The organism is Serratia montpellierensis, assembly GCF_020858655.1.
Taxonomy (GTDB): domain Bacteria; phylum Pseudomonadota; class Gammaproteobacteria; order Enterobacterales; family Enterobacteriaceae; genus Serratia; species Serratia montpellierensis.
In genome coordinates this window covers 140,618-162,155 of record NZ_VOSN01000022.1, presented here as the reverse complement: position 1 = coordinate 162,155, position 21,538 = coordinate 140,618, and the positions used below count along the sequence as shown (strand labels likewise).

18 protein-coding genes are annotated in these 21,538 nt (G+C 60.8%); 9 read left to right on the top strand and 9 right to left on the bottom strand.

Translation table 11 applies throughout. The annotated features are described in order from the left end of the window. Positions 1-57: 57 nt before the first annotated feature. Positions 58-1,041 carry a threo-3-hydroxy-L-aspartate ammonia-lyase gene (locus tag FUU19_RS22955; RefSeq protein ID WP_230490459.1) on the top strand — a complete coding sequence of 328 codons (984 nt, stop codon included), beginning with the start codon at positions 58-60 and terminating at the stop codon, positions 1,039-1,041. Between the two features lie 152 nt (positions 1,042-1,193). Next, positions 1,194-4,667, top strand: coding sequence for a transcription-repair coupling factor (mfd, locus tag FUU19_RS22950; protein WP_141969344.1), 3,474 nt, complete (start codon positions 1,194-1,196; stop codon positions 4,665-4,667). 34 nt (positions 4,668-4,701) lie between these two features. Here mfd and FUU19_RS22945 read toward each other — a convergent pair whose 3' ends face one another. Next, entirely contained in the window at positions 4,702-5,802 is a 1,101-nt protein-coding gene (locus tag FUU19_RS22945; RefSeq protein WP_230490458.1) for a GGDEF domain-containing protein, read from the bottom strand. A gap of 198 nt (positions 5,803-6,000) precedes the next feature. On the opposite strand from FUU19_RS22945, the gene FUU19_RS22940 reads away from it, so the two are divergent. Together FUU19_RS22940 and dauA are read left to right on the top strand one after the other, a co-directional pair. Beyond that, positions 6,001-6,486: a heme-degrading domain-containing protein gene (locus FUU19_RS22940; protein ID WP_141969348.1), complete on the top strand. Its 486-nt coding sequence runs from the start codon at positions 6,001-6,003 to the stop codon at positions 6,484-6,486. Between the two features lie 232 nt (positions 6,487-6,718). Further along, entirely contained in the window at positions 6,719-8,407 is a 1,689-nt protein-coding gene (dauA, locus tag FUU19_RS22935) for a C4-dicarboxylic acid transporter DauA (protein WP_230490457.1), read from the top strand. Between the two features lie 47 nt (positions 8,408-8,454). On the opposite strand, the gene kdsA is transcribed toward dauA, so the two are convergent. Genes kdsA through hemA form a run of 6 tightly spaced genes read right to left on the bottom strand, consistent with a single transcriptional unit; the run spans position 8,455 to position 13,829 of the window. Then, entirely contained in the window at positions 8,455-9,309 is an 855-nt protein-coding gene (gene kdsA, locus FUU19_RS22930) for a 3-deoxy-8-phosphooctulonate synthase (RefSeq protein ID WP_038872048.1), read from the bottom strand. Positions 9,310-9,367: 58 nt separating this feature from the next. Next, positions 9,368-10,177, bottom strand: a complete 810-nt coding sequence (sirB1, locus tag FUU19_RS22925) for an invasion regulator SirB1 (protein ID WP_016928096.1) — start codon at positions 10,175-10,177, stop codon at positions 9,368-9,370. Beyond that, positions 10,174-10,575, bottom strand: a complete 402-nt coding sequence (locus FUU19_RS22920; protein ID WP_171455054.1) for a SirB2 family protein — start codon at positions 10,573-10,575, stop codon at positions 10,174-10,176. The genes sirB1 and FUU19_RS22920 overlap by 4 nt, the downstream gene beginning before the upstream one ends. Positions 10,576-10,616: 41 nt before the next feature. After that, positions 10,617-11,450: a peptide chain release factor N(5)-glutamine methyltransferase gene (prmC, locus tag FUU19_RS22915; protein WP_202669354.1), complete on the bottom strand. Its 834-nt coding sequence runs from the start codon at positions 11,448-11,450 to the stop codon at positions 10,617-10,619. Next, the gene (gene prfA, locus FUU19_RS22910) at positions 11,450-12,535 is read right to left on the bottom strand and encodes a peptide chain release factor 1 (protein WP_089180799.1); all 1,086 of its coding nucleotides are present in this window, start codon (positions 12,533-12,535) and stop codon (positions 11,450-11,452) included. The genes prmC and prfA overlap by 1 nt, the downstream gene beginning before the upstream one ends. Before the next feature lie 31 nt (positions 12,536-12,566). Then, the gene (gene hemA / locus FUU19_RS22905; protein ID WP_033638164.1) at positions 12,567-13,829 is read right to left on the bottom strand and encodes a glutamyl-tRNA reductase; all 1,263 of its coding nucleotides are present in this window, start codon (positions 13,827-13,829) and stop codon (positions 12,567-12,569) included. Positions 13,830-14,525: 696 nt separating this feature from the next. Between hemA and lolB the strand changes: the two genes are divergently transcribed. From lolB to prs, 3 genes are all read left to right on the top strand, one after another. After that, a complete protein-coding gene (lolB, locus tag FUU19_RS22900; RefSeq protein ID WP_043141534.1) occupies positions 14,526-15,149 on the top strand; it encodes a lipoprotein insertase outer membrane protein LolB in 624 nt (207 codons plus the stop codon). Then, positions 15,146-16,012, top strand: a complete 867-nt coding sequence (ispE, locus tag FUU19_RS22895) for a 4-(cytidine 5'-diphospho)-2-C-methyl-D-erythritol kinase (protein WP_230490456.1) — start codon at positions 15,146-15,148, stop codon at positions 16,010-16,012. The genes lolB and ispE overlap by 4 nt, the downstream gene beginning before the upstream one ends. 174 nt (positions 16,013-16,186) lie before the next feature. Continuing rightward, the gene (gene prs / locus FUU19_RS22890) at positions 16,187-17,134 is read left to right on the top strand and encodes a ribose-phosphate diphosphokinase (protein WP_230490455.1); all 948 of its coding nucleotides are present in this window, start codon (positions 16,187-16,189) and stop codon (positions 17,132-17,134) included. A gap of 185 nt (positions 17,135-17,319) precedes the next feature. Here prs and ychH read toward each other — a convergent pair whose 3' ends face one another. Then, a complete protein-coding gene (gene ychH / locus FUU19_RS22885) occupies positions 17,320-17,598 on the bottom strand; it encodes a stress-induced protein YchH (RefSeq protein ID WP_025160276.1) in 279 nt (92 codons plus the stop codon). 301 nt (positions 17,599-17,899) lie between these two features. Here ychH and pth point away from each other — a divergent pair, with 301 nt between their 5' ends. Next, positions 17,900-18,490, top strand: a complete 591-nt coding sequence (gene pth, locus FUU19_RS22880) for an aminoacyl-tRNA hydrolase (RefSeq protein WP_028128042.1) — start codon at positions 17,900-17,902, stop codon at positions 18,488-18,490. 37 nt (positions 18,491-18,527) lie between these two features. On the opposite strand, the gene FUU19_RS22875 is transcribed toward pth, so the two are convergent. Continuing rightward, complete coding sequence (locus FUU19_RS22875) at positions 18,528-20,057, bottom strand: SulP family inorganic anion transporter (protein ID WP_141969357.1); 1,530 nt, start codon at positions 20,055-20,057, stop codon at positions 18,528-18,530. Positions 20,058-20,391: 334 nt separating this feature from the next. On the opposite strand from FUU19_RS22875, the gene ychF reads away from it, so the two are divergent. After that, on the top strand, positions 20,392-21,483 hold the full coding sequence (gene ychF / locus FUU19_RS22870; protein ID WP_049211448.1) for a redox-regulated ATPase YchF: 1,092 nt from the start codon (positions 20,392-20,394) through the stop codon (positions 21,481-21,483). Positions 21,484-21,538: the final 55 nt, after the last annotated feature.

The following is a 21,538-nucleotide window of genomic DNA, read 5'->3' as shown; positions in this document are numbered from 1 at the left end:
AATTAAAAATCCCTATCAAGCAATTTATCGTCCATCCCTTAGCCGCGCGAGGTCGTCATGAGTTCAGTCCCACACTGCATCACCGCCGCCGATATTGCCACCGCCGCCGACGTTATCGCCGGGCATGCCCTGCGCACGCCGGTCATGACTTCGCGTCAGGCCGATCAGATCGCCGGCGCGCAGCTGTTCTTCAAGTGCGAAAATTTTCAGCGCATCGGCGCCTTCAAATTTCGCGGCGCCTATAACGCCATCGCGCAACTCAGTGCAGAGCAACGCCGGGCCGGAGTGATCGCCTTTTCATCCGGCAACCACGCGCAGGCGATAGCGCTGGCGGCACACGAGCTGGGCGTCAACGCCACCATCGTGATGCCCCATGACGCCCCTGCGGCCAAGCAGGCGGCCACGCGCGGCTATGGCGCCAACGTGGTCATCTATCAGCGCCACAGCGAAGATCGTGAAAAAATCACCCGACGCCTGGCCGCAGAGCGGGGCCTGACGCTGGTGCCACCGTACGATTACCCGCAGGTGATCGCCGGCCAGGGCACCGCCGCCAAGGAGCTGTTTGAAGAGACCGGGCCATTGGATCTGCTGTTGGTGTGCACCGGCGGCGGCGGCCTGCTGGCCGGCAGCGCGGTAGCGGCGCATCACTGGTCACCGGGCTGCCGCGTGTTCGGCGTCGAGCCCGAAGCCGGCAACGACGTTCAGCAAGCCTTTCTGCGTGGCGAACCGGTGCACATCCCGGTGCCGAAAACTATTGCCGACGGCGCGCAGACCCAACAGGTCGGGCGGCTGACCTTCCCGATCATTCAAGAATATGTCGAAGGCATTCTGACGGTCAGCGACGCTCAGCTGTGTCGGCAAATGCGCTTCTTTATGGAACGGATGAAAATGGTGGTCGAACCGACCGGCTGCCTGGCGGCCGCGGCGGCGATGAACAGCCTGCTCGATCTGCGCGGTAAAAAGGTCGGCGTTATCGTCAGCGGCGGCAATCTCGACGTCGACAAGATTGCGCACTATCTCGCCCTGGCCGGCGAAAATTAACGCGGCGCATCGGTTAAATAGCAGACGGAACATCAGGGTATAGCGCTTTTTGCTGTGTCAGTTTGGCGGCCGCTGGGCTACTATAAACAGCATAAAGGCGCTGGGTTATCCGTGCCGGGACGCCATCCAACACATTGATTAAAGATACCTGAATGAGCACTTCCGATAGCCGTAACCGTTCTTCATCCCCTCGTTATTCTCTGCCCGATCGCGCGGGCGATCTGCGCCAGCTGGGGCAACTGACCGGCGCAGCCTGCGCCGTGGAGTGCGCCGAGATCGTCGAACGCCACCCTGGCCCGGTGATGCTGATCGCGCCGGACATGCAAAACGCCCTGCGGCTGCGCGACGAGCTCCAGCAGTTCACCGACCAGATGGTGACCACGCTGTCCGACTGGGAAACCCTGCCGTACGACAGCTTCTCGCCGCATCAGGAAATCATCTCAGATCGTTTGTCGAGCCTGTATCACCTGCCGACCATGGCGCGCGGCGTGATCATTCTGCCGGTCAACACCCTGATGCAGCGCGTCTGCCCGCACGAGTTCCTGCACGGCCACGCCCTGGTAATGAAAAAAGGCCAGCGCCTGTCGCGCGACAAGCTGCGCGCGCAGTTGGAACAGGCGGGCTACCGCAGCGTCGATCAGGTGATGGAGCACGGCGAATTCGCCACCCGCGGCGCGCTGCTCGATCTCTACCCGATGGGCAGCGATGAGCCTTACCGCATCGACTTTTTCGATGACGAAATCGACAGTCTGCGCATCTTCGACGTCGATACCCAGCGCACGCTGAGCGAAGTTGAGGCCATCAATCTGTTGCCGGCCCACGAGTTCCCCACCGACAAGAACGCCATCGAGCTGTTCCGCAGCCAGTGGCGCGAGCAGTTTGAGGTGCGCCGCGACGCCGAGCATATCTATCAGCAGGTCAGCAAAAGCGCCTGGCCGGCCGGCATCGAATACTGGCAGCCGCTGTTCTTCAGCCAACCGCTGCCGTCGCTGTTCAGCTACCTGCCGGCCAACACGCTGATCGTCAACACCGGCGATCTGGAGGGCGCCGCCGAGCGCTTCTGGCAGGACGTCAATCAGCGTTACGAAAGCCGCCGCGTCGATCCGATGCGGCCGCTGTTGGCGCCGGATACGCTGTGGCTGCGCGTTGACGCGCTGTTCGGCGAGCTGAAGGCCTGGCCGCGCATCGCGCTGAAAACCGATGAGCTGCCGGCCAAGGCCGGCAATACCAATCTGGACTACCATGCCCTGCCCGATCTGGCGGTGCAGGCGCAGCATAAATCCCCGCTGGATAATCTGCGGCGCTTTATCGAAGGCTTCGACGGCAGCGTGATTTTCTCCGTCGAGAGCGAGGGGCGGCGTGAAACGCTGCAGGATCTGCTCGGCCGCATCAAGCTGGCGCCGGCGCTGATTCAGCGCCTCGATCAGGCGGAAACGGCGGGCCGTTACATGATGGTCGGCGCCGCCGAACACGGCTTCCTCGACGGCCTGCGCCAGCGGGCGCTGATCTGCGAAAGCGATCTGCTCGGCGAGCGCGTCAGCCGCCGCCGGCAGGATAACCGACGCACCATCAATACCGATACTCTGATCCGCAACCTGGCGGAGCTGCATCCCGGCCAGCCGGTGGTGCATCTGGAGCACGGCGTCGGCCGCTACGTCGGCCTGACCACGCTGGAGGCCGGCGGCATCAAGGCCGAGTACCTGATCCTCTCCTACGCCGGTGAGGACAAGCTGTACGTGCCGGTTTCTTCGCTGCATCTGATCAGCCGTTATGCCGGCGGCGCGGACGAAAACGCCCCGCTGCACAAACTGGGCGGCGACGCCTGGACGCGCGCGCGGCAGAAAGCGGCCGAACGGGTGCGCGACGTGGCGGCGGAGCTGCTGGATATCTACGCCCAGCGTGCCGCCAAGGCCGGTTTCGCCTTCAAACACAACCGCGAACAGTACCAGCTGTTCTGCCAGAGCTTCCCGTTCGAAACCACGCCGGATCAGGAACAGGCGATCAATGCGGTGCTGAGCGATATGTGCCAACCGCTGGCGATGGACCGCCTGGTATGCGGCGACGTCGGCTTCGGCAAAACCGAAGTGGCGATGCGCGCCGCCTTCCTGGCGGTGGAAAACGGCAAGCAGGTGGCGGTGCTGGTGCCGACCACCCTGCTGGCGCAGCAGCACTTCGACAACTTCCGCGATCGCTTCGCCACCTGGCCGATCCGCATCGAGATGATGTCGCGCTTCCGCAGCGCCAAAGAGCAGCAGCAGGTGCTGGACGACGCGGCCGAAGGCAAGGTGGACATCATCATCGGCACCCACAAGCTGTTGCAGAGCGATCTGCGCTGGAAAGACCTGGGGCTGCTGATCGTCGATGAAGAGCACCGCTTTGGCGTGCGCCACAAGGAGCGCATCAAAGCGATGCGCGCCGACGTCGATATCCTGACGCTGACCGCCACGCCGATCCCGCGTACGCTGAACATGGCGATGAGCGGCATGCGCGATCTGTCGATCATCGCCACCCCACCGGCGCGCCGGCTGGCGGTGAAGACCTTCGTGCGCGAATACGACAGCCTGGTGGTGCGCGAGGCGATCCTGCGCGAAGTGCTGCGCGGCGGCCAGGTTTACTACCTCTACAACGACGTGGAAAACATCGAGAAAGCGGCGCAGCGCCTGGCGGAACTGGTGCCGGAAGCGCGCATCGCCATCGGCCACGGCCAGATGCGCGAACGCGATCTGGAACGGGTGATGAACGATTTCCATCACCAGCGCTTCAACGTGCTGGTGTGCACTACCATCATCGAAACCGGCATCGATATCCCCAGCGCCAACACCATCATCATTGAGCGCGCCGATCGCTTCGGCCTGGCGCAGCTGCACCAGCTGCGCGGCCGCGTCGGGCGGTCGCACCATCAGGCTTACGCCTATCTGTTGACGCCAAACCCGAAAGCCATGGGCACCGACGCCCATAAACGGCTCGAAGCCATCGCGTCGCTGGAAGATCTCGGCGCCGGTTTCGCCCTGGCGACCCACGATCTGGAGATCCGCGGCGCCGGTGAGCTGCTGGGCGAAGACCAGAGCGGCCAGATGACCACCGTCGGTTTCTCGCTCTACATGGAGCTGCTGGAAAGCGCCGTCGACGCGTTGAAAAACGGCCGCGAGCCGTCGCTGGAAGATCTCACCAGCAGCCAGACCGAAGTGGAGCTGCGCATGCCGGCGCTGTTGCCGGAAGACTTCATTCCCGACGTCAATACCCGCCTGTCACTGTATAAGCGCATCGCCAGCGCGAAGAACGACGGCGAGCTGGATGAGCTGAAGGTCGAGCTGATCGACCGCTTCGGCCAGCTGCCGGATGCGGCGCGCAACCTGTTGCAGTGCGCGGCGCTGCGCCTGCATGCGCAGAAGCTGGGGATCAAACGCATCGAGAGCAACGAGCGCGGCGGCTTTATCGAGTTCGGCGACAACAACCGCGTCGACCCGGGTTATCTGATCGGCCTGTTGCAGGGCAATCCGCAGGTTTACCGCCTGGACGGCCCGAGCAAGCTGAAGTTCACGCTCGATCTGGCCGATCGCCAGAAACGCCTGACGTTCACCGAAGAGCTGCTGGACGCCTTCCGCGAACACACGCTGGCGGCCTGAACCAACGCCTCCCACCTGCACGGCGGGAGGCGGCTTATTCGCGCGGAAAACCGGCCCCCAGCGGCGCCAGCTGCATCACGCGGCTGGTTACCACCCGGTTTTTGCCGCTGCGCTTCGCCTCATATAACGCTTCGTCGGTCATGGCGATCGCCTTGTCCAGCGTCATGCCGGGCAGATACAGCGACACGCCGATGGACAGCGTGATATGTGCTTCGTCGTGCGCATTCAGCAAGAACGTCGAACTTTCCACCGCGCTGCGAATGCGCTCCGCCACTCCGCCGATGACCTGCGGATCGTAGCTGGCGGTGATCACCATAAACTCCTCGCCGCCGTAGCGTCCGACAAAGTCCTCGTTACGCACGCTGTTTTGCAGCAGCCGGCCGACGCTCGCCAGCAGCACGTCACCGGCCGGGTGACCGTAGGTATCGTTGATGCTTTTGAAGTTATCCAAATCGAGGATCATCAGCCCGCACGGACGACGTTCGGCACGCTGCAGCATCAGCTGGTAATCGACGCTGGCGCGGTTGTTGATGTGGGTCAGGCTGTCGGTCGTGGCGCGCGCGCGCATCGCGAAATAGGCGTAGATATGACGCTCTTTGAAATTCAGCGCATGATAGCAAATCGCCAGGCAGAGCGCGGACACGGCCTGGTACAGCAACACATCCGTCCATAGCCCGCTCAGGTCCACCAGCAGCCACACCACCGCGATGCGATACAGCGCGATGACGCCGATCGTCAGGTAAAACGTCCGATGGGATTTCTTCAACCACACCCGCGACAGCAACAGCGGCGCAATGATTGAAGCGATGAACAGGTTATCGACGGTGACGCCGCCGGTGAGCGCCATGGCGAACAGAAAACTCACCAGCCCGCTGACGCCGCCGCCGAAGAAGGTCACCAGTATCATTGGGATCATCGCAAAGCTGTAATGCACCTTATCGGTCAACGCCAGCCGATCCTGACTCAAATACAGCACCGCCACCCCGGCCAGCAGGCCGAAAACGACGCGTTTCCACAGCGCGGAACGGTAAGAAAATGGGGCACTCTTGCTGAGAATGAAATAGCTTACCGACAGCGTGGCATAGGTAATGCAAGCGTCGCTGTAAAGGGTGGAAATGGACGCAATGTAAGTCATAGATAGTCAGCGCGCTCCTCGGGGTCGCCAGGGGTAATGTACAGACGTTGAATAACGCATCCCTGTCGTCTCCGCTTCAGCGGCGGCCATTTTACACGGTCTATTAATAGAGTAGCAGTTCTATCTTATCGCCAAGCCGTCTATCTCACGACGCTCGCTTCAGGCTACTCTGTCCTTTGTATATCGGGGGAGAAACGCATGAATATCGACGATGAACTGCAGGCGCTCAGCGAACAGGAAGCGACGCTGGCCTTTACCCATTTTGACGCCACCACCGCCTGGGAGCTGGGCGCGGCGCTGAAAACCGCCGCCGAGCGACGCGGCCTGAGCATCGCCATCGAAATCCAACTGGCCGGGCAAACGCTGTTTTATTACGCCCTGCCGGGCGCCACGCCGGACATTGCCGACTGGGTGCGGCGCAAGCGCAATCTGGTGAACCATTTTCACAAAAGTTCGTACGCCATCGGCCTGCGTCTGCAGCAGCGGCAAACGTCGCTGGAGGAGCGCTACGGGCTGAGCGTGCGCGACTATTCGGTGCACGGCGGCGCCTTCCCGCTCACCCTGACCGGCCTCGGCTGCGTCGGCAGCATCAGCATTTCCGGCGCGCCGCAGAAGGAAGATCACCAGCTGTTGGTAAGCACTTTAGCCCACTTTCTCGGCTTATCCCTACCCGCTCTGCACTAACCGTCAAAACCTTGATTATTCCTTTCTTTTTCAGCCGCAGAATCTGCGGCTGACTTACCTGTTAACGGCATTTAGCGCCGGATAAAACGACGACTCTCTGATTTCCTGTGCCAAATTGACACAGGTCTGGTAATCCGCTGAACAAAAGGCGTATGGTATCTGTCACGTGACAAGACGGACCTCATCGGGCCCGCCATTCCTTTCACTTTTGAAGATTTGGTACGCACCGTAGATGAAAACGCATGAAATAAACAAAATTCGCCCCTTCAGCGCGCTGATAGATGCCTGCTGGCGGGAACCTTATAGCCTGGCGCGGTTGCTGAAAGACGCTATCGCCGGGGTGACGGTCGGTATTATCGCCATTCCGCTGGCGATGGCGCTGGCGATCGCCAGCGGCGTGCCGCCGCAGTACGGCCTGTATACCGCCGCCGTCGCCGGCATTGTCATCGCCGTCAGCGGCGGTTCGCGCTACAGCGTCTCCGGCCCCACCGCCGCCTTCGTGGTGATCCTCTATCCGGTCTCGCAGCAGTTCGGCCTGGCCGGCCTGCTGGTCGCCACGCTGATCTCCGGGGTATTTCTGCTGCTGATGGGGCTGGCGCGCCTTGGCCGGCTGATCGAGTACATTCCGCTGCCGGTGACGCTGGGCTTTACCTCCGGCATCGCCATCACCATCGCCACCATGCAGATCAAGGACTTCTTCGGGCTGCAGCTGGCGCACACACCGGAAAATTACGTCGGCAAGCTGTACGCCCTGCTGCAGGCGCTGCCGACGCTGGATTTCGGCGATACCCTGATCGGCGCGGTGACGCTGCTGATCCTGATCTTCTGGCCCAAGCTCGGCCTGCGGGTGCCGGGCCACCTGCCGGCGCTGCTGGCGGGCACCGCGCTGATGGGGCTGCTGGCGCTGTTTGACCACCCGGTGGCAACCATCGGCTCGCGCTTCAGCTACCTGCTGGCCGACGGCAGCAGCGGCCAAGGCATTCCGCCGATCCTGCCGCAGCTGTTGCTGCCCTGGGATCTGCCGGGCGGCGGCGGGCAGCCGTTCACTCTGAGTTGGCAAACCGTCTCCGCCCTGCTGCCGGCGGCGTTTTCGATGGCAATGCTCGGCGCGATCGAGTCACTGCTGTGCGCCGTGGTGCTCGACGGCATGACCGGCAAGAAGCATAACTCGAACAGCGAACTGATCGGCCAGGGCGCGGGCAACATCATCGCGCCGTTCTTCGGCGGCATCACCGCTACCGCCGCGATTGCCCGTTCGGCGGCCAACGTGCGCGCCGGTGCCACCTCACCGGTATCCGCCATCATCCACGCGCTGCTGGTGCTGTTGGCGCTGCTGGTGCTGGCGCCGTGGCTCTCTTATCTGCCGCTGGCGGCCATGGCGGCGCTGCTGTTGATGGTCGCCTGGAACATGAGTGAGGCCCACAAGGTGGTTTACCTGCTGCGCCGGGCGCCGAAGGACGACATTCTGGTGCTGCTGCTGTGCATGTCGCTGACGGTGCTGTTCGACATGGTGATCGCCATTACCGTGGGCATCGTGCTGGCTTCGCTGCTGTTTATGCGCCGCATCGCCCGCATGACGCGGTTGAGCGAGCTGAGTGCCGGCGACGGCCGCCTGGTGCTGCGGGTGAACGGCCCGCTGTTCTTCGCCGCCGCCGAGCGCATCTTTACCGAACTGCTGGCGCGCAGCGAAGGTTACCGCACGATCGTGCTGCAATGGGATGCGGTGCCGGTGCTCGATGCCGGCGGTCTGAGCGCCCTGCGTCGCTTTATCGACGTGCTGCCGGCGGACAAGAAACTGGTGATCACCGACGTGCCGTTCCAGCCGCTGAAAACCCTGGCGCGTGCGCGGGTGCAGCCGATCGAGGGCCGCTTGCAGTTCTACCCGACGCTGCCGGAAGCGCTGGCGGCCACCGGCGCCTAAACGTAAAAAAGCCCGACGAGTCGGGCTTTTTTTATGGCGACGAGCGCTTAGTTGCTGGTATCCAGCTCCGGGAAGCTCTTCACCAGGTCGTCGATGGCTTTCATCTGCGCCAGGAACGGCTCCAGCTTGTCCAACGGCAGCGCGGACGGGCCGTCGCACTTGGCGTTTTTCGGATCCGGGTGCGCTTCGAGGAACAGGCCGGCTAGGCCAACCGCCATACCGGCGCGCGCCAGCTCGGCCACCTGAGCACGACGGCCGCCGGACGCGGCGCCGAACGGATCGCGGGTCTGCAGTGCGTGGGTTACGTCGAAGATCACTGGATGACCACCGGTCACGTTTTTCATCACGTTGATGCCCAGCATGTCGACCACTAGGTTGTCATAGCCAAAGTTGCTGCCGCGATCGCACAGGATCACCTGGTCGTTGCCGCCTTCTTTGAACTTGTCGACGATATTGCCCATCTGCCCCGGGCTGACGAACTGTGGCTTCTTGACGTTGATCACCGCGCCGGTTTTCGCCATCGCTTCCACCAGATCGGTCTGACGCGCCAGGAAGGCCGGCAGCTGGATCACGTCCACCACTTCGGAAACCGGCTGCGCCTGTGCCGCTTCATGCACGTCGGTGATGATTTTCACGCCGAAGGTTTTTTTCAGCTCTTCGAAGATCTTCATCCCTTCTTCCAGGCCCGGACCGCGGTACGAGTGGATGGAAGAACGGTTGGCTTTGTCGAAAGAGGCTTTGAATACGTAAGGAATGCCCAGTTTTTGCGTCACGGTAACGTAGTGCTCGCAGATGCTCATCGCCAGATCGCGCGATTCCAGCACGTTCATACCGCCAAACAGCACAAACGGCAGATCGTTTGCTACGTCGATATCGCCAATGCTAACCACTTTCTGTTTCATGCTTTCGCCTTTGTTAAGGTTGTAACCGTCGCCTTGCAAACTGCACGGAGTCATTGAATTAATGCAGCGTCACCTGTTTCGGCTCAATCGAGTGGATCTGTACTTTGATCACTTCGCTGACCGGGTCTTCAGGACACTGCTCGACAAAATAGTTGAGATCGGAAATCGCGATATGGTTGCACTCCAGCTGGGCGTAAATCAGCCCACGGTCGCGGATCTCGTACGGATCTTCCGGATCGAAGCACAGCACCGTTTCGCTGGTGCGCAGCGCCATTTCCAGCTGTTTTTCTTCCATCAGGGCGGCCTTCAGCGTATCCAGCATCTTGCGCACCACCATGATGTTCTCCGACTCGTCGAGGTCGTCGTCTTCCAGTTCGGCGCCCAGCCCCAGGTTGCCCTTGATCCACACTTCCAGCTGGTGCTCACTCAGGGTTTCACCGTTCAGCGGGTTGATCAGCCACAGCTCTTCGTCCAGCCAATCGGCACGCAGGATCAGCTGAGTGGGGAAAATCACCGGCAACAGCGGCAGATCCAGCGCGTTGGCGATGTGCAGGAAAATGGTGCCCAGCGAAACCGGCGTGCCCTGCCGCCCTTCCAGCACCTTGTCCAGCCAGATGGCGTCCGACAGGCGGTAAACGCCGCTGGCGCCGCCGAACCCCCAGGTCTTGTAGAACAGTTCGATGAGCGCATCCAGTTGCTGCTCCTGAGTGATATCGACCGGCACCGCCGCGCGCGCTTCATCCACCAGCTGTTGCAGCTTGCGCTCCACGTCGGCAGCGGGAAAATCGCGCCGCACCGACTGCGACACCAGGATCACCCCTTCGCTCAGCGGCGAGGTGTTAAATTCAAAATCAGCAATGCTACTCATAGGTATCCCATCAGAAACGGTATTTTCGTCGTGGCAAGTTTAATTATCAGATACAGACAGCCCAACGCCAGCACGAACGCCACGGTTCGCAGCCGCTGACTTTTGGTCTTCTTGCCCAATGCGACGTAGCCAAGCAGGATATAGATAATAACGCCAAACAGCTTCTCGGTCAGCCATGAGTCCATACCCAGCAGCGGATAAAACCCGAACGTCACCACCAGCGCGATGCCGCTGACGAACAGCAGCGTATCGTTCAGGTGCGGCGCTATCTTGACCCAGCGGCGGCCCATGATCGGCGAGCGGCGCCACTGCCAAAAGAAACGCAGCACAAACAAGGTAATACTGATGGCGACCGTCAGCAAATGGAAATGTTTCAACGCGGTGTATGCAGTCATGATGCTCCCTTAAATGGCTCGGGCGTCGTTATTATGAGAGGCGCTTACCCCGGCCATTGGCCGAGCGTCACGCGGTCGTTGTCGCCGTAATCACGGTGGGTGGCGACAGCGGAAAATCCGGCGGCCTGCAGCAGCGCGCGCACGCTCTCACCCTGCTGCCAACCATGTTCCAACAGCAGCCAGCCCTGCGGCTGCAAATAGTGCGGCGCCTGGCGCACGATGGCGGCCAGATCCGCCAGCCCATGATCCGCGGCGACCAGCGCACTGCCGGGCTCGAAGCGCACGTCGCCCTGCGACAAATGCGGATCGGCGGCGTCGATATAGGGTGGATTGCTGGCGATCAGTGCGAAGCGTTGCCCCGCCACCGGCGCAAACCAGCTGCCCTGTAGAAATCGGACGTTGTCGATCTTCAGCTTGCGCGCATTGTGCTGCGCCAGCGCAACCGCCTCTGGCTGCACATCGATGCCGATAGCCGAACAATCCGGGCGCTCACTGGCCAGCGCCAGCGCGATGGCGCCGGTGCCGGTGCCGAGATCGAGGAAATGGCAGGGTTGCGGCGGCAGGCGCGCCAACGCCAGTTCCACCAGGCATTCGGTATCCGGGCGTGGGATCAGCGTCGCGGGTGAAACCGACAGCGGCAGCGACCAAAACTCGCGCTCGCCCACCAGATAGGCCACCGGCTCACCGCGTTCGCGGCGCGCCAGCAGCGTCTCCAGCTGCTGTTGCTGCGGCGGCGTCAGCAGGGTTTCGCCGAACGCCATCAGGAAGGTTCTGGCCTTGCCGGTCACGAAACCCAACAGGATTTCCGCGTCGCGCCGGGCGCTGTCGCTATGGATCAAACGCGCGGCGGCGGTTTTCAGCCAGTGTTGATAGTCCATCACTCTTGCTCGGCGGACAGCGCAGCCAGCTGATCGGCCTGATACTCCTGCACGATCGGCTGGATCAGCATGTCCAGTTTGCCTTCCATCACTTCGTCCAGACGGTAGAGCGTCAGGTTGATGCGGTGGTCGGTTACCCGCCCCTGCGGGAAATTGTAAGTGCGGTTGCGGTCGGAACGGTCGCCGCTGCCCAGCAGGTTGCGGCGAGTGGACGCCTCGGCCTGCTGGCGCTTGGCCATCTCGGCGGCGCGAATGCGCGCGCCCAGCACCGACATCGCCTTGGCTTTGTTTTTGTGCTGTGAACGTTCGTCCTGGCATTCCACCACGATGCCGGTCGGCAGGTGGGTGATACGGATCGCCGAGTCGGTGGTGTTAACGTGCTGGCCGCCGGCGCCGGAGGAGCGGAAGGTGTCGATTTTCAGATCGCCCGGGTTGATGTCCGGTAGCTCGGCTTCCGGCACTTCCGGCATCACCGCCACGGTGCAGGCGGAGGTGTGGATGCGCCCCTGGGATTCGGTTTCCGGCACGCGCTGCACGCGGTGGCCGCCGGATTCAAACTTCAGCTGACCGTACACGCCGTCGCCGGAAACTTTGGCAATCACTTCTTTGAAGCCGCCGTGTTCACCTTCGTTGGCGCTCATCATCTCGACGCGCCAGCGGCGGCTTTCCGCATAGCGGCTGTACATGCGGAACAGATCGCCGGCGAAGATCGCCGCCTCATCGCCGCCGGTGCCGGCGCGCACTTCGAGGAAGCAACTGCGCTCATCGTCCGGATCTTTCGGCAGCAGCAACACCTGCAGCTGCTGTTCCAGCTCTTCGCTGGCCGCCCGCGCCTGTTTTAGCTCTTCCTGCGCCATCTCGCGCATTTCCGGATCGTCCAGCATCATTTCCGCCGTCTCCAGATCCTCCTGCACCTGACGCCATTCCAGGAAGCAGCGGCTGACGTCGGTCAGCTGCGCGTATTCTCGCGACAGCGCGCGGAACCGGTCTTGGTCGGCGATGACGCCGGCATCGCCGAGCAGCGCCTGCACTTCTTCATGGCGCTCTTGTAACGCTTCCAGTTTGGCAACAATAGAAGGCTTCATGCGTGGTAATAAACCCTGTTAATAGAGAAAACTAATGCTGATCCAGCCCGAGGCTGTCGCGTAATAACTGCAACCGCTCCACGTCGCCGTCGCCGGCGGCCTGCTGGAGGGATTTGGTGGGGGCATGAATAAGACGGTTGGTCAGTTTATGGGCCAGCTCGTGAATAACCTGCTCCACGTTGGCACCCTGCGCGATGGCGGCCAGCGCTTTGGCCTCCATCTCTGCGCGAATTTGGTCGGCCTGCGAACGGTAGTCGCGGATGGTTTCCACCGCGCCCTGCGAGCGCAGCCAGGCCATGAAGTTGGTGCTTTCCTGCTGCACGATCGACTCCGCCTGCACCGCCGCCGCTTTGCGCTGCGCCAGGTTGCTTTGAATGATGGCGTGCAGATCGTCCACGCTGTACAGATAGGCGTTGGCCAGTTTGCCGACTTCCGGCTCGATATCACGCGGTACGGCGATATCCACCAGCAGCATCGGCTGGTTGCGGCGCGCCTTCAGCGCGCGTTCCACCATCCCCTTGCCGATGATCGGCAGCGGGCTGGCGGTGGAACTGATGATGATGTCGGCGTCCGCCAGGCGTTCGTCGATCTCCGGCAGGGTGATCACTTCCGCGCCCACCTCGTCCGCCAGCAGCTGCGCGCGCTCGCGGGTGCGGTTGGCGATGATCATGTGCCGCACTTTGTGCTCGCGCAGGTGGCGCGCCACCAGCTCGATGGTTTCACCGGCGCCCACCAGCAAGACGTTGAGATCGGCCAGCGATTCGAAGATCTGCCGCGCCAGGGTGCAGGCGGCAAACGCCACGGAGACCGCGCTGGCGCCGATGTCGGTTTCGGTGCGCACGCGCTTGGCGACGGAGAAGGATTTCTGGAACAGGCGCTCCAGCTCGCCGGACAGCGATTGGCCGCGTTGCGACTCGGCGAAGGCCTTTTTCACCTGGCCGAGGATCTGCGGTTCGCCCAGTACCAGTGAGTCCAACCCGCTGGCCACCCGCATCAGATGGCTGACTGCGTCGTTGCCCTGATGCCAGTACAGGCTTTTCTTCACCTCTTCCGGGCGCAGGTTGTGGTACGCGCACAGCCAGGCGACCAGCTGCTCGTGCATGTGTTCCTGCTGCTCCACGCTGAGATACAGCTCGGTGCGGTTGCAGGTGGACAACACGACGCCGCCCTGCACCAACGGTTGTTGGAGCAAGCTGGTCAGCGCCTCATCGATGGACTCTGGCGAGAAGGTCACCCTTTCACGCAGAGAAACCGGAGCGGTTTTGTGATTTATACCTAACGCCAGCAGGGTCATTGCTTCGAGTAATACTTCTGTTGGTACGGGTTCTCGTTGAACGGCATTCTACTTGATGCGCAGGATCAATAAAAGTAACAACCGCATCTTCCGTTCAATCGTTGCCATAGACGGCATCAATCGATGAATAACCAATAAATACAGTGGGATGATTTATAATTTGACGACATAACATACTGAATTTTAGCGCAAGATGTGATATCCCGCGCAGGATTCGGTAAAATCTGCAGGTTATCCGCTTATAATCCGCGCGTTTACCCACCCAGCGTGCCGCAACGGTAGGAGGGATCCAGGATAAAAGAGACCTGCTGGCAAAAAACCTGCTTGGCCTGAAAATAAAAAAATACCGCGCCGGCAAAGCACAGAAGCGAAATGATTATCCGCACCGCTATCTTCATTCGATTATTTCCCGCAACAAAAACCCCCGGCAGCATACCGAGACAAACATCAACCAAACGCTAACGGCGGCCCCCTGCCGTAACGAAAATTGTTGCGCCCGGGCAGCGCTACGAAACGATTGTGTTAATCTTAATGCCGACCCCGACGCGCGCGCCGGTTGGCATTGCGCCGGTAAAAGCGGCAAGATTCAACGCGATGCAGCAAAAAATTGACGCGTCGCCGCCGCCCCGTTAGCGTGAGCGCTGAATCCGGGTTTCGTCGCGCATGCCCGCAAGGACAAAAGGACAAGAGAAAGTTATGCCAATACGCAAAGTTAGTTTGCTCCGTCTGATCCCGCTGGCCAGCCTGGTGCTGGCCGCCTGTACCACTACCAAGCCGACCGGCCCGGCCACCAGCCCGACCTCACCGCAGTGGCGCGCCCATGAGCAGGCGGTGCAGCAGCTCAGCACCTATCAGACCCGCGGCTCCTTCGCCTACTTGTCTGATCAGAAAAAAGTCTACGCCCGCTTCTTCTGGCAGCAGTTCTCGCCGGAGCGCTACCGCCTGCTGTTGACCAACCCACTGGGCAGCACGGAAATGGATCTCAACGTGCAGAAAAACGTGGTGCAGCTGACCGACAACCAGGGCAAACGCTACGTCAGCGACAACCCGGAAGAGATGATCCGCAAGCTGACCGGCATGGCGATCCCGCTGAACAACCTGCGCCAGTGGATGCTCGGCCTGCCGGGCGAAGCCAACGATTTTGCGCTGGACGATCAATATCGCCTGAACAAGCTGACCTATCAGCAAGGCGGCCAGACCTGGAAGGTGGATTACCAGGGCTACAGCAACGACGTGCAGCCGACGCTGCCGAACCGTCTGGAGCTGCAGCAGGGTGACCAGCGCATCAAGCTGAAGATGGATAACTGGACGCTCAAATGATCCGCCAGTGGCCCTCCCCCGCGAAACTCAACCTGTTTTTGTACATCACCGACCGTCGTGAAGACGGCTATCACCTGTTGCAGACGCTGTTCCAGTTTTTGGACTACGGCGACACCCTGACCATCGACCCGCGCCAGGACGACCGCATTCATCTGCTGACGCCGGTCGACGGCGTGCCGGACGAGCAGAACCTGATCGTGCGCGCCGCCCGCCTGCTGCAGCGCTATTGCGATGAGCGCGGCCTGCAGACCGCGCCGCGCGGCGCCGATATCAGCATCGACAAGCGCCTGCCGATGGGCGGCGGTTTGGGCGGCGGCTCCTCCAACGCCGCCACCGTGCTGGTGGCGCTGAACGAACTGTGGCGCTGCGGTCTTGGCGACGACCAACTGGCAGCGCTGGGGCTCAGACTCGGCGCCGACGTGCCGGTGTTCGTGCGCGGCCACGCCGCCTTCGCCGAAGGCATCGGCGAGCGCCTGCAGCCGGCCGAGCCGCAGGAAAAATGGTATCTGGTGGCGCATCCTGGCGTCGGCATCCCGACGCCGGTTATCTTCGGCGACCCCGAATTAAAAAGAAACACCCCGGTTCGCTCCTTAAGTGAGCTGTTGCAGGCGCCGTACGCAAATGATTGCGAACCGATCGCAAGAAAACGTTTTCGCGAGGTTGAACAGCTTCTTTCATGGCTGTTAGAATACGCCCCGTCACGCCTGACTGGCACAGGTGCTTGTGTGTTTGCTGAATTCGACACAGAAATCGCCGCCCGTCAGGTGTTAAATCAAGCCCCGGAGTGGTTGTGTGGTTTTGTAGCGCGCGGCGTTAACGTCTCCCCACTACATCGCATTCGTTCCGGGCGGTTTGAGTCGTAGCTCAACGTTTCGCTGCGCAGGGTCATGCACACCTGGCCCTGTTATCCCTGCGCTGCCTGCGGTCTCAATTTTAGTTTTACATACCCATATGTATATTGCGCCGGCGTCGCCGACTGCCCCTTGGCGATGTCGTATGACAATATCTTCTCTGGACGCAAGCCTGAGGTTCTTCTCGTGCCTGATATGAAGCTTTTTGCTGGTAACGCCACCCCGGAACTAGCACAACGTATTGCCAACCGTTTGTACACCAGCCTTGGTGACGCCGCTGTAGGTCGTTTTAGCGACGGCGAAGTGAGCGTGCAAATCAACGAAAATGTACGCGGCGGTGATATTTTCATCATCCAGTCCACCTGTGCCCCGACCAACGACAACCTGATGGAACTGGTTGTGATGGTCGACGCCCTGCGTCGCGCCTCCGCAGGTCGTATTACCGCCGTTATCCCTTACTTCGGCTATGCACGCCAGGATCGCCGCGTGCGTTCCGCGCGCGTGCCAATCACTGCCAAGGTGGTTGCCGATTTCCTCTCCAGCGTGGGGGTTGACCGCGTTCTGACGGTGGATCTGCATGCTGAACAGATTCAAGGCTTCTTCGACGTACCGGTAGACAACGTGTTCGGCAGCCCGATCCTGCTGGAAGACATGCTGCAGCAGAACCTGGAAAACCCAATCGTGGTTTCCCCGGACATCGGCGGCGTCGTGCGTGCCCGCGCCATCGCTAAACTGCTGAATGATAGCGATATGGCCATCATCGACAAACGCCGCCCGCGTGCGAACGTGTCTCAGGTGATGCATATCATCGGTGACGTGGCAGGCCGCGACTGCGTGCTGGTCGACGACATGATCGACACCGGCGGTACCTTGTGTAAAGCGGCTGAAGCGTTGAAGGAACGCGGTGCCAAGCGCGTATTCGCCTACGCGACGCACCCGATCTTCTCTGGCAACGCCGTGGACAACATCAAGAACTCGGTGATTGATGAAGTGATCGTCTGCGACACCATTCCGCTGTCGCCGGAAATCAAGGCACTGAAAAACGTTCGCACTCTGACCCTGTCCGGCATGCTGGCTGAAGCCATCCGCCGCATCAGCAACGAAGAGTCGATCTCTGCGATGTTCGAGCATTGATTCGTCGTCTTTCCGGTGCGGCGCCCACCGTGCCGGAAAGATAGCGAGCCCGACAGCAGAAAAAGAAAAACCCGTTGGTGCGTGAGCAACAACGGGTTTTCTACTCGTAGTCCAACATGACCTCAGACCTTAATGCATGGCAGATATTCCCTTGCCCTGCTCTCGCTTCCCTTCTGATTTTTTAATCAATGCGACGAACGATGTTGGTCGTTACGGCACCGTTTATCAAAGTGTTTTACCCACCAGTAGCGATCCGCTACCTGCTCGCGACCGCCGATACGCGCGCCTACCAGCCACAACAGCGCGCCGACGAAGATACTCATGATGGCGCCGTGGGCGAAAAATTGCGGTAAATCGAACTGGGATACTTCAGCAATAATGGAGTATCCGACGCCACCGATCATCACGACCAGGCCCAGCCCCATAAAAAAGTTGCCCATTCTGTCCGCGTTTCTACGTTTCATATGCCACCTCCATGATTGCCATGTGCCAACCGGGATAACGCTGCAACTTGTTAACCCACTTTGATAAGTTAAGTATAGTCCTTGTGGCGGCAAGGGGATTGCGGAGGCGATCACAAATGGTAAAGAATTATTGACACTTCTTAACACGCCGCTGAAAATTAGCGGACAAATTGAATTATTCAGCTAATGAATCACTCGTCTTTCTTACCTAAAGCGACGGCGGAGATCGGATTTTGTCATTCGCCGTCCCGGCAGGTAGACTAAGGCCCTTTCCATTATCCTGATCATAGCGAATCTTCCAGTGAGCAGTATTAAATTGATAGTCGGCCTGGCCAACCCGGGCGCGGAATACGCCCAGACGCGCCACAACGCCGGCGCCTGGTACGTCGATCTGCTGGCCCAGCGCCACAACCAGCAGTTGAAAGAAGAGAGCAAGTTCTTCGGTTACACCGCCCGCTTGAACCTGGCGGGAAACGACGTGCGCCTGCTGGTGCCGACCACCTTCATGAACCTGAGCGGCAAAGCGGTGCTGGCGATGGCCAACTTCTACCGCATCGAACCGAACGAGATCCTGGTGGCGCACGACGAGCTGGATCTGCCGCCCGGCGTGGCCAAAATCAAGCTCGGCGGCGGCAACGGCGGCCACAACGGCCTGAAAGACATCCAGAACAAGTTCGGCAATAACCCGAACTTCTACCGCCTGCGCATCGGCATCGGCCATCCGGGCGACAAGAACAAGGTGGTGGGCTTCGTGCTCGGCAAACCGCCGGCCGGCGAGCAGAAGATGATTGACGAAGCGATCGACGAATCGCTGCGCTGCACCGAGATGCTGATGAAGGACGGGCTGGAAAAAACCGTTCAGCGCCTGCACAGTTTCAAGGCGCAGGCCTGAACTTTGCCGCAGCGGGCGCCCTGCCCGCTGCCGGCTTCTAGCCGCGTGGGTTGAAGGTCTCCTCGCTCACGCGGCGGTCATCGGCGGCGAACCCCTCTTCCGCCACGTAATACTGCGGATCGTCCAGCTCATGGCTGCAGAACGGCCCGGCGCGCTTGAGCAGGCGCACGCAGTCACCGCTCAGGTGGCGCAGACGAATGCTTTTCCCCGCCGCCAGATAACGCGCCGTCAGCTTATCTATCGCTTCTACGCCGCTGGAATCCATCACCCGGGTGCCGGCAAAATCCAGCACCACGTTCTGCGGATCGCTTTGCGGCTCGAACAGCTCGGCGAAAGCCGCGGCAGAGCCGAAGAACAGCGGGCCATCCAGTTGATACACCGCCACGTCGCCCGTCACCTGCCGCTGGCGCACGCGAATGCGCGCCTGCTGCCAGGCGAACACCAGCGCCGAGATAATCACCCCGCTGATCACCGCCACCGCCAGATCGGTAAAGATGGTGATCAACGTGACGGCGACCATCACCAGCGCGTCTGCCTTCGGCATACGGCGTAAACGGCGCAGCGAACTCCATTCGAAGGTGTTGTAACACACCACGAGCATGACCCCGGCCAACGCCGCCACCGGCAGCAGGCCGATATAGCGCGACAGGCTGACCACGAACAAAATCAGCAGGATGGCGCCCACCGTGCCGGAGATGCGCCCGCGCCCGCCCGAGGTAAAGTTGATGATCGACTGACCGATCATCGCACAGCCGGCGAAGCAGCCGAACAGGCCGCACACCGCGTTACCGGCGCCCTGCGCGATGCTTTCGCGGTTGCCGTTGCCCTTCTTGCCGCCCATTTCATCCAGCACCGTCATGGTCAGCAGCGATTCAATCAAACCGACCAGGGCGATCACCACCGCATAGGGCAGCACCACCCGCACCATCTCCAGGGTAAACGGCGCCGTCGGCAGACTGAAGTGCGGCAGCGCGCCGGAAATGTCCGCCAGATCGCCCACCCGCAACGTATGCAGATTGAGGCCGATCGCCAACGCCGAAACCACCAGCAGCGCCGCCAGCGAAGACGGAATGGCTTTGGTCAGGCGCGGGAACAGCACCACCACCGCAATCGCCAGCGCCACCAGGCCGTACATCAGCGGCCCCTGCCCGGCGATCATCTTCAGCTGCGCCAGCATGATGACGATCGCCAGGCCATTGACGAAGCCGTGGATCGCCGGCAGCGGCACCAGGCGAATGAACTTGCCCAGCCGGAAGGCGCCGATCAGGATTTGAATCCCCCCGGCAAACAGCGTGGCCCACAGCACGTAACCCATGCCGTACTGCGCCGCCAGACTCATCAGCACCACCACAATGGAACCTGCGGCGCCGGAAACCATGCCCGGCTTACCGCCGAACAGCGCCGTGACCAGGCCGATAATAAACGCGGTATGTAAACCGACGATCGGCGAAAGACCGGCGACCAGCGAAAAGCCGACCGCCTCGGGGATCATCGAAACCGCCACCACAAAGCCCGCCAGGACTTCATTTTTAACGTCCGCGATCCTGACGTTACTCAGGTTAAACATGCATTATTCACTTATGACAGATGACATCATCTCCCCGCGTAGCGGGTATGGGGTACCGCAAGGAGCGGCAGACTGCAGGCGGGCACAGCTCAGGGTGGCGTAGGCAAGAAATACATCCGGCGCGTTTCCTGTCGGTTAATCGGAACGGCCAGTATGGTTAAATGTGATCCAAATCTCAATCAAAAACCGGTCGCCCGCGTTGCGCTCGCCCCGGCCAAGCAAGTCTGATCGAGATAAACGCCCATTACGTGTATAATGGCGGCATTATTTTGCCCTTTATGCAGCTGGTTAAATCTAACCGACTGATAGTTAAGATATTTAAGGTGATTACAACATGGGATTCAAATGCGGTATCGTCGGTCTGCCTAACGTAGGCAAATCCACCCTGTTCAACGCGTTGACCAAAGCGGGCATTGAAGCAGCCAACTTCCCGTTCTGCACCATTGAACCGAACACCGGTGTGGTGCCGATGCCCGATCCGCGTCTGGATAAGCTGGCCGAGATCGTCAAGCCGCAGCGCATTCTGCCGACCACCATGGAATTCGTCGACATCGCCGGCCTGGTGAAAGGCGCGTCCAAGGGTGAAGGCTTGGGCAACCAGTTCCTGACCAACATCCGCGAAACCGAAGCCATCGGCCACGTGGTGCGCTGCTTCGAGAACGACAACATCATCCACGTCAACAACAAGGTCGATCCGGCCGAAGACATCGACGTGATCAACACCGAACTGGCGCTGTCTGACCTGGACACCTGCGAGCGCGCCATCCACCGCGTGCAGAAGAAAGCCAAAGGCGGCGACAAAGACGCCAAAGCCGAGCTGGCGGCGCTGGAGAAATGCCTGCCGCACCTGGAAAACGCCGGTATGCTGCGCGCGCTGGATCTGAGCGACGAAGACAAAGCGGCGATCAAATACCTGAGCTTCCTGACCCTGAAGCCAACCATGTACATCGCCAACGTCAACGAAGATGGCTTCGAGAACAACCCGTACCTGGACACCGTACGTAAAATCGCCGACGCCGAAGGCTCCGTGGTGGTTGCCGTGTGCGCCGCCGTGGAATCCGACATCGCCGAGCTGGAAGACGAAGATCGCGACGAGTTCATGGCAGAACTGGGCCTGGAAGAGCCGGGCCTGAACCGCGTGATCCGCGCCGGTTACGAGCTGCTGAACCTGCAGACCTACTTCACCGCCGGCGTGAAAGAAGTGCGCGCCTGGACCATCCCGGTCGGCGCCACCGCCCCGCAGGCGGCCGGCAAGATCCACACCGACTTCGAGAAAGGCTTTATCCGCGCGCAAACCATCGCCTTTGACGACTTCATCACCTACAAGGGTGAGCAAGGCGCCAAAGAAGCCGGCAAAATGCGCTCAGAAGGTAAAGACTACATCGTCAAAGACGGCGACGTGATGAACTTCCTGTTCAACGTCTAAGCCCTTCCCCGCAGCGTTTTTCTCCGCTGCCGGAAACGGAAAAATCCACGCTTCG